12 protein-coding genes are annotated in these 13,784 nt (G+C 39.2%); 3 read left to right on the top strand and 9 right to left on the bottom strand.

The genetic code is table 11. The annotated features are described in order from the left end of the window. Positions 1 to 110 precede the first annotated feature (110 nt). From ACH11B_RS21370 to sppA, 7 genes are all read right to left on the bottom strand, one after another. Positions 111 to 950, bottom strand: a complete 840-nt coding sequence (locus ACH11B_RS21370; RefSeq protein WP_013667278.1) for a mechanosensitive ion channel family protein — start codon at positions 948 to 950, stop codon at positions 111 to 113. A gap of 140 nt (positions 951 to 1,090) precedes the next feature. After that, positions 1,091 to 1,960: an aldose 1-epimerase family protein gene (locus ACH11B_RS21365; protein ID WP_377608697.1), complete on the bottom strand. Its 870-nt coding sequence runs from the start codon at positions 1,958 to 1,960 to the stop codon at positions 1,091 to 1,093. A gap of 52 nt (positions 1,961 to 2,012) precedes the next feature. After that, the gene (locus ACH11B_RS21360; protein WP_377608698.1) at positions 2,013 to 2,504 is read right to left on the bottom strand and encodes a SixA phosphatase family protein; all 492 of its coding nucleotides are present in this window, start codon (positions 2,502 to 2,504) and stop codon (positions 2,013 to 2,015) included. Beyond that, on the bottom strand, positions 2,497 to 3,528 hold the full coding sequence (locus ACH11B_RS21355; protein ID WP_377608700.1) for a glycosyltransferase family 9 protein: 1,032 nt from the start codon (positions 3,526 to 3,528) through the stop codon (positions 2,497 to 2,499). The genes ACH11B_RS21360 and ACH11B_RS21355 overlap by 8 nt, the downstream gene beginning before the upstream one ends. Positions 3,529 to 3,562: 34 nt before the next feature. Further along, positions 3,563 to 4,171, bottom strand: a complete 609-nt coding sequence (locus ACH11B_RS21350; protein ID WP_013667274.1) for a DUF4254 domain-containing protein — start codon at positions 4,169 to 4,171, stop codon at positions 3,563 to 3,565. 12 nt (positions 4,172 to 4,183) lie between these two features. Then, positions 4,184 to 5,866, bottom strand: coding sequence for a helix-hairpin-helix domain-containing protein (locus ACH11B_RS21345; protein WP_377608702.1), 1,683 nt, complete (start codon positions 5,864 to 5,866; stop codon positions 4,184 to 4,186). Between the two features lie 143 nt (positions 5,867 to 6,009). Next, on the bottom strand, positions 6,010 to 7,776 hold the full coding sequence (sppA, locus tag ACH11B_RS21340; protein ID WP_377608704.1) for a signal peptide peptidase SppA: 1,767 nt from the start codon (positions 7,774 to 7,776) through the stop codon (positions 6,010 to 6,012). A gap of 173 nt (positions 7,777 to 7,949) precedes the next feature. Between sppA and folK the strand changes: the two genes are divergently transcribed. Then, positions 7,950 to 8,435, top strand: coding sequence for a 2-amino-4-hydroxy-6-hydroxymethyldihydropteridine diphosphokinase (folK, locus tag ACH11B_RS21335; protein WP_130855758.1), 486 nt, complete (start codon positions 7,950 to 7,952; stop codon positions 8,433 to 8,435). Positions 8,436 to 8,499: 64 nt separating this feature from the next. Here folK and ACH11B_RS21330 read toward each other — a convergent pair whose 3' ends face one another. Together ACH11B_RS21330 and rho are read right to left on the bottom strand one after the other, a co-directional pair. Continuing rightward, positions 8,500 to 9,207, bottom strand: a complete 708-nt coding sequence (locus ACH11B_RS21330; RefSeq protein WP_130855759.1) for a phosphatidylcholine/phosphatidylserine synthase — start codon at positions 9,205 to 9,207, stop codon at positions 8,500 to 8,502. Between the two features lie 142 nt (positions 9,208 to 9,349). Next, on the bottom strand, positions 9,350 to 10,909 hold the full coding sequence (gene rho / locus ACH11B_RS21325) for a transcription termination factor Rho (RefSeq protein WP_130855760.1): 1,560 nt from the start codon (positions 10,907 to 10,909) through the stop codon (positions 9,350 to 9,352). A gap of 367 nt (positions 10,910 to 11,276) precedes the next feature. On the opposite strand from rho, the gene pyrF reads away from it, so the two are divergent. Next, complete coding sequence (gene pyrF / locus ACH11B_RS21320; RefSeq protein WP_013667268.1) at positions 11,277 to 12,113, top strand: orotidine-5'-phosphate decarboxylase; 837 nt, start codon at positions 11,277 to 11,279, stop codon at positions 12,111 to 12,113. Positions 12,114 to 12,296: 183 nt separating this feature from the next. After that, positions 12,297 to 13,748 (top strand): Fe-S cluster assembly protein SufB, encoded by a 1,452-nt coding sequence (gene sufB, locus ACH11B_RS21315; protein ID WP_013667267.1) that lies wholly within the window; start codon positions 12,297 to 12,299, stop codon positions 13,746 to 13,748. Positions 13,749 to 13,784 lie beyond the last annotated feature (36 nt).

Genomic DNA, 13,784 nt, shown 5'->3' with positions numbered 1-13,784 from the left:
AAAGATATGGCATATCTTAACCTATTGGTTAAAATAAAGATAGGCATTGTTAAAAGTACTGTTTCATCCCTTTCATTATGCAGATGAAAAGGGATTCCTTTCCCTGTTTTTTAAGAATTGCTATCCGTGTTGTTAGTTATGATATGTATGTCTCGCTGAGGGTAAGGCATACTTATGTTATGTTGATCTAGAGCTTCTTTAATTTTCTGATAATTGGCATGATAAACCGGCCAAAACTCTTTGTTATTAACCCATCCTCTTATAACTAGCACTACGGCGTTGTCACCTAAAGAATCTACCAATACAGCTGGTTTCGGATCTTTTAGAATTTGTTCATCGTTCTCCAATACATTAAGAATTATTTTTCGTGCCGTATCAATATTATTATTATAGGAGATGCCTATTTTGTATTCCGCCATCCGAGTAGGATTGTCGGACACATTATTAATAACAGCGTTAGCCAAGGGACCATTTGGCGCATATATAGTCGTGCCGTTTCCTGCTTTTAGCGTAGTATATAAAATATCTATTTTTAATACCGTTCCTGAGACATTGTTATTGGTCGTTATAAAATGGCCGACACGAAAAGGTTTAAAGAGCAGGATTAAAACACCTCCTGCAAAATTAGATAAGCTGCCTTGCAGCGCAAGACCAACGGCCAATCCCGCAGCACCTAGCATGGTAACAAAAGACGTCGTTTGGATACCTAAGGTGGAAGCAACACTCAAGAACAATAGAACGTAGAGCAAAACACGTATAATGCTGGTCAAGAATTCAGCAAGTGAAATATCGATTTTTCCACTCGTAAACCGTTTATGTAAAAAACGAACTAATACCTTAATTAGCCAAATACCTAAAACCAATGTGATTATAGCCAGTAAAAGCGAGGGAAGTTTGTCAATAAAAGAATCGATCAAATTTTCAATGGTTCTTTCTACTCTGTTATTCATTGTTATTTGTTTTTTTGCACTTTGTCGGAATACTAATGATATAACCCGCAAAAGCAATTACAGTTTCGAAAATTATTTTTTCAATTTAAAAGCCTACTTTAGGCTTTTTTCTTATGTTAGATCTGTTTAAAATGATCAAATTATTGAATTGTGATAGAATAACCAGCTTCAAATACGTGACCTGGGGCTAAGGATACGATGCCTTCTTTCTTTTCTATAGTGGAAGTGCCGGCCTCACTATCTGCGTATCCCAGCCAAGGCTCAATACAAACGAAAGGTGCACCCGGTTTCGCCCAAATACCTAAAGATTTAAAATCAGAATAACTGATGAGCAGCGCGTGAGGGTGATTTTTACTTCGAATAGCTACATGTTTACTTAGCAATGTTTTAAAAACAAGAGCATCGGTATCAAAAAGGTTTTCATTTAATTGCAGCTTTCTATTGTCAAGTAAAATCGTTGATTCCTCGCCGTTAAAATAACCGGCGTCAGAAAGGTGATGGCGTATCAAGGGCTCATCTTTTTCAAACTCCAGGTAATAATCATTATAACGTTCATAGGAAAAAAAAGGCACATTGAAGGCGGGATGGGCTCCTACTGAAAAATAAATCGGCTTCGTCTCTAGATTGATGACTTTGTAAATGCACTTAAGGGATTCGTTTTCCAGATGGTAAATAACCTGAAACTCAAAATGGTATGGATAAACACGTAATGTTTCCTGATTATAACGTAATGAAAAGATTGCATGTGTGCCCGATGACTCAATAACTTGAAAGTTGGTATGTCTTGCAAAACCGTGTCTGGCTAATTCATAGATTTGGCCATCAACAGCTAGGTGGTTATCTTTTAAGCCGCCAACAATGGGGAAAAGATTAGGGGCATGCCATGGCCAAAAGCTTGGATCTCCTTGCCAAATATATTCATGAGCCATGTTCTTGTTATAAATTGAAGAAAGCTCTGCGCCCTTTTTTTTAATATTTACGCGGATATATTCGTTGCTTAATTGAATCATGTAAACAGGAAAGAATAATTGTTATCTGGTAAAGATAATAAAGCTTCTGTTGCTAAACAAGTTTGGGATAATTGAACCAAACTAAATTGCCGGTTCCTATACTTACCTCACTCCAGTGCTCTATGTTAAAAGACAGAAAGCCTATTGCACAAGTGGGGAAATCGATGGCTGCATCATCGCAAAGATACTCCGCCAACAAACTAACGCCCGGATTGTGTCCAAAGATTGCTACGCAATCCGCTTCAGCTTGGAATGAATTGATAACCTTCAGTAAGGTAGGAACATCGGCTTCATATATGGCTGCTTCTTCCTGTATATCGGCCTCAGAAAATTTTAACTCTTTAGCAAAAATTTTAGCGGTAGAAATGGCACGATTGGCAGGGCTGCTCACCAACCGATCCGGGCGTAGATTTTGCAAATTTAACCGTTTAGCCATTATAGGGGCGTCTCTCAATCCGCGCTTATTTAACGGTCTATCAAAGTCCGGGAGATCAAAGTTCCAGTCCGACTTGGCATGACGAATCAGGTATAAATATTTAGCCATAGCTTAATGTTTTTTCAATTTTTGTGACGATTTGTTCAGGACTAATGCGTTCAATACACGGAATCCCATCACATAAACAGGGTTTATTGCCGTATATGGAGCTAGGTCTTGCGGGGTGGTGAAACTGTATGCAGTCATCTTCTTTTTGGCCAAAGCCCAAAAAACCAGCATAGGGATGCGTTGGCCCCCAAACGGATATTACTCGAGTGCCTACCAAAGAAGCCATGTGCATGCCGGAGGAGTCCATACTGAGCATAAGATCTAAGTTAGCTATTAAATCAAGCTCGTGGGTTAAGTCTACCACACCTATTACATTGGTAACATGCGCGTATTTTTTCTCCCATTTTGTCGCCATTTCTTGTTCCGTTTCGCCTCCACCGAATATAAACAGTTCGTGATTACGACTTAAAACAGCGATTACTTCCTCCATTTTATCAAGCGGATATACTTTATACCGATGTTGCGCGAAGGGAGCGATACCTATTCGCCTCAGCGCAGAAGAACTATTAAATTGACGCAAGAATGCAGCAGGAAGCGGCCTGGTCTTTTTTACTAATTTATTTGTTAGCCGAATAGAGAATCCAAGCGACTGAAACACTTCTGCATAACGCTCAAAAGTCGATTTAAGAGGGATTAAATGCTTGTTCTGAATGCGCGTTAGAGCTCTTTTTTCAGCTCTTCCTTTGTCTATTCTTTTTATTGGAATAGTAGTTAGTCTAAAGAATGTAGAAAGAATACGACTTCTGAGGCTGTCATGAAGATCTGCTATTGCATCTATCTTATAATTTCGCAGCTCTTTGAACAATCTATACAAGCCTCTTAGGCCCCGGTGCTGTTCTTTTGGATAAATAGGATGAAAGCGTATCTGGGGATTTGTATCAAAAAAAGGTTTGAAAAAAGGCCTACTTACCAGAATTATGATGACTTGGGGATGTTGTTCACATAGCTGTTCTATAACGGGTGAAATCATAGCGACATCGCCCATTGCTGAAAAACGAAAAACCAAAATGCTCCTTTTATTCATGTGTTATTCAGCCCCTAACGTATTCAGAGGTTTCTTATTTCTTTTCGCCTGTATATAAAACCGGATTCAGCGAGGGATCATTATACATCTTCATCTGTTTGTATACTTTCATATATTTTTTTCCCATTTTAATATCTTCGAGTAACTCATCGATGCTATTGGAAAGATCTTCCCGCTGCTCTAATAATATACGAAGCTTTTGACCACACTGATCGCGATGTTCAGGCGTGGCATCACGACGTTCAGCCTCAATTTGCATGTGATAAATTTTCAATGCCAGGATAGAAAGCCTATCAATAGCCCAGGCAGGACTCTCCGTATTTATCCTAGCATCCGGTAGAGGCTTTACATCTTTGAATGCATTTAGATAGTAACTATCTATGTATTCAACCGTATCTGTACGGTCTTGATTGGACTGATCGATCCTCCTTTTCCATTTTAGCCCTTCCACCGGAGCGATATTGGGATCACGTACTTCGTCTTCCATATGCCACTGTACCGTGTCTATCCAACATTTAAGATATAGTAAATGTTCCAGCGTATGAGCTTCATAAGGATTCTTTATAGGATGGTCTATATTATTAAGAACATGGTAATCGTGAATAGCTTGACTGAATATTTTATTAGCGTGTTGTGCGATCATTCTCAAAGGTAATTATTTTATACTTGTTTTACGAGAGCTAAAGTAGCTGTCCAATTTTTCCAGATCAAAACAATTGAGGCATTGCGAGGCTGTAAGTCCTCCTTTTCTTGCCACTAAAGTTCCATAACGCATATCGTGAAATCCTTCTACGCGATGGGCGTCGGGATTGATGGAAAGATAGACACCCTTCTCAATCGCATAACGGTGCCAGCGCCAATCTAAATCTAATCTTAACGGGTTTGCATTGACTTCGATGGCTACCCCATTGGCAGCACAGGCATCGATTACCTTTTTATAATCAATGGGATATCCCTTTCTGCTTAACAGAAGGCGCCCGGTTGGATGCCCTAAAATGGTCGTATAAGGATTTTCAATAGCTTTGATTAAACGTAGGGTAGCTTTTTCCTCGTCCATTTTCAGGTTGGCATGCACAGAAGCAACTACAAAATCAAATTCTCTTAATAACTCATCCGGATAGTCCAAAGAGCCGTCTCCCAAAATATCCGACTCAATACCTTTAAAAATCTTAAAAGGATATAATGTTTGATTTAACGAATCTATTTCTTCCCATTGCAATCTTACCCGGTCCTCTTTTAAGCCATTTGCATAAACTGCTGTCCGAGAGTGATCACATATCCCTAAATATTGTAACTGAAGAACGTCTTTGCAATATAGAGCCATCTCTTTCAGTGAATGAACGCCGTCGCTATAGGTGCTATGATTATGCAAAGTGCCTTTTATATCGTCATAAGTTATAAGGTTAGGAAGTGTATGGTCGTGGGCTTTTTGGACTTCATCCAAGCCTTCACGCAATTCAGGTTCAATAAAGTCTAAGTTTAATTGACGGTAAATTTCCTCTTCACTTTCCGCATTAGGAACTCCTTTTTCATAAAGTTGTTCGAGTAACGCGATGTGCTGTTGATTACCTGTGGTGATTAATAGGTGCTGAGAGAATTCATTTACGTTGCTTAAAATAAAATGTATAGGAAGACCGCTTTCGTGAACTGTCCGAATTTTATTTTCCTGATAATCAAATTGGATAAGTCGCTTATCTTTTTCAATATATATCAATATTTCCTCGGCACTGGCAGTTGTAATCAATTCGACCGATGATAGTAATTCCAATTTGCGCCTGAAATCACCTGTATAACTCAAGAGATGTTGGTCGGAAAGCATCTCTTTGAGTGTATCAAAAATTGAACTGGCTAACTTCTCTGCCTGGGAATATAAAAATAAACCTTGACTGGCCATATTAAACTCAATGGCCATCTTGATTTCTTCTTGTGTTTTTAGCCCGAACCCCTTTGCTTCGATCAGTCGATTTTCGTTACACGCATAGTAAAGCTCTCCTAACGTTTCGATTGCAAGCGTATTCCATATGATCAAGATTTTTTTTGGCCCCAAACCTTTTATTGTTAGCATCTCTAAAATGCCTTCAGGTGTTTTAGCGAGTAATGCCTCTAGATCCTCTATACAGCCCGTATGGATAAGCTCCCAAACTTTTGATGCTATGCTTTTGCCGATACCTTGCTCTGCACTTAATTCTTGTTCCGTTTTATCAATAATTTTAAAAGGTAGCTTATCTAGCTTAAAAGCTGCATTAGCTATCGCTTTAGTTTTGAAGGAATTCTCGCCATGTAATTCCATCAATTGCGAAAGCAATCTAAATTTGCGGGATATAATTTTATTTTCCATTTCGATGTATTGTTAACGGGCTTCGAAGCTTTGCCAATATAACGGGCAAACTTACGTATATAGACGATATATAACAAAATGTGCGCAACCAAAAAAGGGCACTCCGAAAGGAGTGCCCTTTTTTGGTTGCAGCACGGTAAGATTTAATGAATATTAATCATATACGGTAATCTTGCCTGTATACCGCTTTGTTGCATAACCTGCTTTGCTTGTTCGTAAAGAAGGTAGCCTTCATTCATTTCTTTCTTCATTATCCAAGTCTTCAGCTTATCGCTGGAAGAACCGAGAAAAGCTTCTAAAGGATCTTTCATGGCAGGGTAGCTCACCAGTTTATAGTCTTTCAATTTGGCTTTACGAGCTGCAGCTGTAATAGCTTCATTGAAACTGGCTAAACGATCAACTAAACCAATTTTTGCCGCTTGTGCACCTGTCCATACCCGTCCTTGACCGATACTATCTACTTGGCCTTGACTTATTTTTCTACCGTTAGCTACTTTTTTTGTAAAGGTATCGTACGTCTTGTTTACTTCTTGTTGAATAAGGTCGCGCTCGTCCGCTGTAAGTGGTCTATTAACACTCATTAGGTCAGCATATTTTCCTGTTTTTACTTCATCAAACGTAATTCCCAATTTGTTGTTAAAAAAGTTCTGTAAATTTGGAATAATACCAAACACACCGATTGAACCTGTAATGGTATTCGGTTGAGCAAAAATGGAATCGGCGGCGCAGGCAATATAGTAACCACCCGAAGCTGCAACGTCGCCCATTGACACGATAATAGGTTTTACCTTTTTTGTCAGTTCAACTTCTTTCCAAATAACATCAGAAGCCAACGAGCTTCCACCCGGAGAGTTGATACGAAGCACAACTGCTTTAACTTTATCATCTTCACGTACTGTCCTAATCGCTCTCGAAATTCTTTCCGAACCAATTTGCTCATCAGAACCCTCACCTGAAACGATATCACCTACTGCGTAGACTACAGCTAGCCGATTTTGCGATCCGTTTTCTTCTGTTTTTGGAGAAGTATAATCTTCAATATTTATTGACTTGATCCTCTTCTTCTTATCAATACCCAACTTAACTTTTAGTTCATCTATTATTTCATTTTTATATTTCAACCCGTCAACTAATTTTGTGTTCAGCGCCTTCTCGGCATCTCTTCCACTGTAGTTGTCGGCAATGTTCCGCAAGGAATCCATAGGTATATTCCGTGATTTGGACACATTGCCAAGGTAATAGTCGTATAAAGAATTAAGATAGGAGTTGACTTGTTCTTTGTTTGCCGGGCTCATTTTATCTAATATAAAAGGCTCTACCGCACTCTTGTAAGTACCTACTTTCACTACCTGTGCTTCGATGCCCAGTTTTTCAAGTGTGCCTTTAAAGAATGGAAGCTGCGCTGCCAGTCCGCGGAAGTCGACCGACCCTTCCGGGTTCAAATAAACCTTATCAGCTGTTGAAGCTAGGTAGTATCCCTTCATTGAATACCCCTCACTGTAAGCTAATATGAATTTTTTTGATTCTTTAAATTTGAGCAATGCATCTCTAATCTCTTGAAGTGTGGCAAAACTTGCACCGATACCGTCCATATCGAGTACAATACCTTTTATTCGATTGTCATTTTTTGCCGCATCAATTCGAAGCAATATCTCATCTAAACCAATATATTTTTCCGAATTCATAGACGGAAGGCTAACATTGTTAAAGGGACTTCTATCTGTACGTTCTTTAATGGCGTAATTTAAAGACACGCGTAGAATGGAGTTTTCACTTATTTCTACTGCCTTGTCTGAACTGGCAGCACTTATTATCGCGGCCATAATGGCAATAGCAACGAAAAAAAAGATGATCGTTGATAAAAATACTCCAAGCATGGAGGCAAATACAAATTTGAAAAATTGCTTCATGTATGTTTTCTATGTCTGAAATTTAAATGTTTACACTGCTATAAGACAAATAAGGTGCTGTATTGTTACATGAAATGCAAAATAAGTAATCATTGGTATGGAAGCTCAATCGATCATCGGAGCACCGTCAAAACCATAATTGGATATCAATGTCATTTTGATTAAGTTTGTTTATGCACACAGTTTATCTGATATTGGGTTCAAATTTAGGAGACAGCAGACAGCAATTAACTAAAGCCATTCAATTAATTGAAAGTAGAGTAGGAAACGTTATTGATCAATCCGCAATTTATGAGACAGTTGCTTGGGGGGTAAACAACCAACCGAATTACCTAAATCAGGCACTCAAAGTCAATACGATTTTAACCCCTGAACAAACGCTAAAAGAAATTCTCGCGATTGAGGAGACGCTTGGAAGGAAAAGAAATACAAAGTGGGAGGCTCGACTAATCGATATTGACATTTTATTTTATGATGCAATCATCTTAGATACCCTTAATTTGAAAATCCCTCATCCGTTGCTTCATTTACGGAGGTTTGTACTAACTCCTCTCGTTGAAATAGCACCTGGCCTAATGCACCCTTCCTATAGAATGGGAATAGCCGACTTATATGAAAAATTAGATGATAACCTGTCGGTAAGGCGGCTTGAAAAATAGACTTTACCATTAAACTTCATCAAATCTGAGCAAAGATAAATTGAAAATCGAGTCGTTTTTCAATTTATAACTCTTGAGTAAGCTTATTATATTGCATAAGCGACAATACCAAGTAGAAAATAATGATGAACGGAATGGCCGTTAGTTGAAATAAAAAAAGCAATATTACACTGACCAAAAGAAGGATATAGCGATGAAGGTTGGTGCGCAATTGTAAATCTTTAAATTTTAGCGACATGAGCGGGATTTCCGCCACCAATAAAAAACTTAAAGCAAGTATTAAAGCAAGCAAAATAACCGGATGCTGCACATAGGCACTGATTATCGGATCTTTGCTTAAGGCGATATGTGGAAGCGATAGGATGAACAATGCACAGGCAGGAGTAGGAAGACCTATGAAAATAGAAGTTTGCCTGCTATCTAAATTGAATTTCGCTAAACGTAGCGCAGAAAAAACGGCTAACAAAAAAGCCGAATATTTGATCCACGAACCGCCGTATTCTATCGCCGGGTTTGTCTCCAGCATCATAAAGACAATAACAGACGGTAAAAAACCGAAGCTAATCATATCAGCAAGTGAATCCAACTCTTTACCTACCGGAGAGTTTACTTTCAATAGACGAGCCGCCATGCCATCGAGGAAATCAAAAATTGCGGCTATGATAATAGCGTACCCCGCATTTATCAACTGTCCTTCAAAAGCTAGTACGACACCTATGCACCCACTGAACAGATTAAAACTTGTAATCGTATTAGGTATATGTTGTTTCATGCGTCATTTCTTTCACTCCCGTCAAATGCTTAGAAAAAATATGATTTTGGCAGTGTCTTCATAAAGTGTTACAAAAAAGCTTTCCTACCTATTATAAAGTAAGAAAGCTTTGTTTATCAATTAATTGTACGATTACCCGTTTCTAGCCGTTCATGCTGATAAGAAACTCTTCATTTGATCTTGTTCCACGCATTTGAGCTAGCAAGAATTCCATAGCTTCTGTGGAGTTCATATCCGCTAAGTGATTTCTAAGCACCCATATACGTTGAAGTGTTTCCTTGTCGTTTAACAAATCGTCTCTACGTGTACTCGATGCAGTAATATCAATAGCCGGGAATATACGCTTATTAGCCAACTTCCGATCGAGTTGTAATTCCATGTTACCTGTACCCTTGAACTCTTCAAAAATTACTTCGTCCATTTTGGAGCCGGTATCAGTCAAGGCAGTAGCTAAGATAGTAAGCGAGCCGCCATGTTCAATATTACGAGCTGCTCCAAAGAACCTTTTCGGTTTATGCAAGGCATTAGCGTCCACACCTCCCGATAAAATTTTTCCGGAAGCAGGAGCAACTGTGTTATAAGCGCGAGCCAGCCTGGTAATCGAATCTAACAGAATGACAACATCATGACCGCATTCGACCATACGCTTTGCTTTTTCGAGCACGATATTGGCGATTTTAACATGTCGTTCAGCCGGTTCGTCAAAAGTAGAAGACACCACCTCTGCCCGAACACTTCTAGCCATGTCAGTCACCTCTTCCGGACGTTCGTCGATTAATAAAATGATCAAATAAACCTCTGGGTGATTTTTTGCTATGGCATTTGCCACCTCTTTCAATAAAACTGTCTTACCGGTTTTTGGTTGCGCTACAATTAAGCCGCGTTGCCCTTTTCCAATAGGCGTAAACAAATCCATGATGCGGGTCGAATTGTTTCCTGCATCGGTATAGAGCTTCAAACGCTCAGTAGGGAATAGCGGTGTCAAATAATCAAACGGAACCCGATCCCTTACCTCTGCGGGAATTTGGCCATTAATGGCTTCTACACGCACCAAAGGAAAATATTTTTCGCCTTCCTTCGGAGGGCGAATACTTCCTCTGACGGTATCGCCTGTTTTAAGCCCGAAAAGCTTTATCTGTGATTGTGAGACATAAATGTCGTCGGGTGATGTCAGGTAGTTATAGTCAGACGAGCGTAAAAAGCCATAGCCATCAGGCATGATTTCTAATACGCCTTCGTTGACGATCACATTGTCAAAATCAAGATTAGAAGCGGGTGTCGATGCCGGAGCAGTTTCCGTTTTTGTTTGAGGTGGGGTTGTAGAGGAGGGAGTTGAGCTGCTCGCTCTGCGATCAGTGCGCTGTGGACGGTTTTCAGATGAAGCAAGTTTTTCTTTGCTAGGTTCATCTTTTATAGCCGTAGCCAAGACAGGCTCTTTCTCTACTTTTTTTCTTATCTCTATAGGCTCGGCCTGTTTTACAGAGGTCCTGACCCGTTTACGATGTTTCGTTTCACCGGATTCTTCCTCTTTTTCAAGAATGTCCGCCATCGCTTCTTCTTCTGCAGGCTTTTCATTGTCTGTAGCAATAATTTTGTTGATCAACTCTTGTTTTCTCAACTTTTCAGCATCTGCAATACCGATTAATTTTGCAATTTCACGTAGCTCAGACACGAGCTTAGCGTTCAATTCATTAATATTCATCAAATGTCGTTATGTGTAATAAGGATTTTTATGCTTGTGTTTAACAGAAATTTACCCATATAAAAACTCGATTGATAAGTTTAAATTTTTCGCTGAAGGACTAATGATTCTCCTTTAACGGATAGGTAAATTTTGAGATTCCGCTGCAATTGTATGCATAAGAATTGAAAATTCAAAAAAAAAAACGAAAAAAAATAAAAATAGAGATCAATATGTCTTGTTAAAATTGTTCAATTTAGTACCCTTTTATATTGAACACCATTAAAAAAGTGATAAGGTCTCAATTGCAAAGTCTTTTGTATATGCCGACAAATATAGCTAAATTTGTCGTGTTTTTTTACTTGTTCCTAATAATTTTTCCCCTTATATGACTCGTAAGCAATTAATAGAGCAGATTAAACTGAAACGCTCTTTTTTGTGTGTTGGCTTAGATACGGATATCAAGAAAATACCAAGTTGCCTATTGGACTTGGAAGATCCCATTTTTGAATTTAATAAGCGTATTATTGAGGCAACTGCTGATCTATGTGTCGCTTATAAACCCAATATTGCTTTTTATGAGAGCAGGGGCGCTCAGGGTTGGCGGAGCCTACAGCGTACGTGTGAGATCATTCCGAAAAGTTGCTTAAATATTGCAGATGCCAAACGTGGCGATATAGGAAACACAGCAGATATGTATGCTAAGACGTTCTTTTCAAAGGAGGTGTCCGGTCTGGAATTCGACGCGGTAACTGTTGCACCTTATATGGGAGAAGATTCGATTAGCCCTTTTTTGGAGTATCCGGGTAAATGGTCGGTCGTGCTGGCCTTAACATCAAATAAAGGAAGCTTGGACTTCCAGTTTTTGGCCGATTTAAGTGGTAAAAGGTTGTTTGAACATGTTATTGAAAAGGTTAATGCTCTGGGAAGCAGTGAACAGGTAATGTATGTCGTAGGAGCCACCAGAGGGGAATATTTTAAGGATATACGACGGATAGCACCCGACCATTTTCTGCTAGTACCGGGGATCGGTGCTCAAGGCGGCAGTTTGCAAGAAGTGTGTGCGTTTGGAATGAATAAGGAATGTGGTTTGTTGGTAAATGCTACCAGATCAATTATTTACGCGAGCAAGGGTAGTGATTTCGCTGAAAGGGCAAGAGAGGAGGCCCAAAAATTGCAAATTGAAATGGAACAGGAATTACAAAAAATCGGCATACTAATTTAAAGAAAGTAAAAAGCTGCGAAGGAAAAATGACGACCGTCATTAATTTACATTGAGATTATTTATTTGCCGTAAAAGAGCCGGTAAATGCTCGAATAATTGCTCTTCAAATTGTAACTTTGCAAATTAATTAATGGCAATCGCTTCTAAAGGAGAAGAGAAGTACGAAGCGAAATCGATAATGAAATGAGTACGAAAGACGATAATATATTGCAAGAACTCGCGGTAGAGGAGTACAAATATGGTTTTACTACCAATATCGAGATGGATATCGCTAAAAAGGGTCTATCCGAAGAAACAGTACGCTTCATTTCTGCAAAAAAAGGTGAGCCTGCTTGGCTCCTTGACTGGAGGTTAAAGGCCTTAAGGCATTTTGAAAAAATGACAATGCCTAAGTGGCAAAACTTTGAGCATCCCAAAGTTGATTTTCAGGATATATCTTACTATGCTGCGCCAAAGGAAAAACCGAAGGTAAACAGCATGGATGAGGTTGACCCCGAATTGTTGGATACTTTCGCAAAATTGGGAATTCCCCTAGATGAACAGAAGGTGTTGGCAGGTGTTGTTGCTGTAGATGCTGTTTTTGATAGTGTATCAGTAAAGACAACCTTTAGGGAAAAATTGAAAGAATATGGCGTCATATTCTGTTCTTTCGGAGAAGCGGTAAAAGAACATCCCGATTTGGTAAAGCAGTACCTGGGAACAGTAGTGCCACAAACCGATAATATTTATGCGGCTTTAAACGCCGCTGTATTTTCCGACGGATCTTTTGTCTATATACCAAAGGGTGTAAATTGTCCAATGGAGCTTTCCACCTACTTTAGGATTAATGCGCAGAACACAGGGCAATTTGAACGTACGCTAATAATTGCCGATGAAGGAAGTTATGTGAGTTACCTGGAAGGATGTACCGCCCCAATGCGGGATGAAAACCAGTTGCACGCTGCCGTTGTAGAATTAATTGCACTTGAAAACGCAGAGATAAAATATAGCACTGTACAAAACTGGTATCCCGGAGATAAAGAAGGCCGGGGAGGTATCTACAACTTTGTAACCAAGAGAGGAATTTGTAAAGGTGATAATAGCAAGATCTCTTGGACACAGGTTGAGACCGGTTCATCGATTACATGGAAATATCCAAGTGTAATTTTGAAGGGCGATAATTCTGTAGGAGAATTTTATTCCGTTGCTTTGACAAGAAACCATCAGATAGCAGATACCGGAAGTAAAATGTATCATATCGGTAAAAACACACGCAGTAAAATTGTTTCTAAAGGCATTTCCGCCGGTGTTAGTCAAAATAGTTACCGAGGCCTGGTTCAAATAGGTAAAGGTGCCGAAAAAGCTCGAAACTTTACGCAGTGTGATTCTTTATTAATTGGCGATAAATGTGGAGCTCATACGTTTCCTTACATTGAAGCAAAGAATAAAACAGCGAAATTGGAACACGAGGCTACTACCTCAAAAATCGGAGAAGATCAGATATTCTATCTTACACAACGAGGTATTGATCCGGAAAAAGCCGTTGGACTGATTGTTAATGGTTATGCTAAGGAGGTACTTAACCAATTACCGATGGAATTTGCCGTGGAGGCGCAAAAGTTGCTGGCAATTTCACTGGAGGGTAGTGTTGGATAAAGAGTATTGTAAATATTGTTAATATAAAAAACAAAT

The organism is Olivibacter sp. EAT-5 (assembly GCF_044784325.1).
GTDB lineage: Bacteria > Bacteroidota > Bacteroidia > Sphingobacteriales > Sphingobacteriaceae > Olivibacter > Olivibacter oleidegradans.
Note: the sequence above shows the minus strand (reverse complement) of the source record. Positions and strands in the feature narration are given on the sequence as shown.

Bases quoted from the DNA above. Each gene is read 5' to 3' on its own strand.
- ACH11B_RS21370 (WP_013667278.1), bottom strand. From the start codon at position 950: ATGAATAACAGAGTAGAAAGAACCATTGAAAATTTGATCGATTCTTTT.
- rho (WP_130855760.1), bottom strand. From the start codon at position 10,909: ATGAATATTAATGAATTGAACGCTAAGCTCGTGTCTGAGCTACGTGAA.
- sufB (WP_013667267.1), top strand. From the start codon at position 12,297: ATGAGTACGAAAGACGATAATATATTGCAAGAACTCGCGGTAGAGGAG.
- ACH11B_RS21330 (WP_130855759.1), bottom strand. From the start codon at position 9,207: ATGAAACAACATATACCTAATACGATTACAAGTTTTAATCTGTTCAGT.
- pyrF (WP_013667268.1), top strand. From the start codon at position 11,277: ATGACTCGTAAGCAATTAATAGAGCAGATTAAACTGAAACGCTCTTTT.
- ACH11B_RS21365 (WP_377608697.1), bottom strand. From the start codon at position 1,960: ATGATTCAATTAAGCAACGAATATATCCGCGTAAATATTAAAAAAAAG.
- ACH11B_RS21350 (WP_013667274.1), bottom strand. From the start codon at position 4,171: ATGATCGCACAACACGCTAATAAAATATTCAGTCAAGCTATTCACGAT.
- ACH11B_RS21355 (WP_377608700.1), bottom strand. From the start codon at position 3,528: ATGAATAAAAGGAGCATTTTGGTTTTTCGTTTTTCAGCAATGGGCGAT.
- folK (WP_130855758.1), top strand. From the start codon at position 7,950: ATGCACACAGTTTATCTGATATTGGGTTCAAATTTAGGAGACAGCAGA.
- ACH11B_RS21360 (WP_377608698.1), bottom strand. From the start codon at position 2,504: ATGGCTAAATATTTATACCTGATTCGTCATGCCAAGTCGGACTGGAAC.
- ACH11B_RS21345 (WP_377608702.1), bottom strand. From the start codon at position 5,866: ATGGAAAATAAAATTATATCCCGCAAATTTAGATTGCTTTCGCAATTG.
- sppA (WP_377608704.1), bottom strand. From the start codon at position 7,776: ATGAAGCAATTTTTCAAATTTGTATTTGCCTCCATGCTTGGAGTATTT.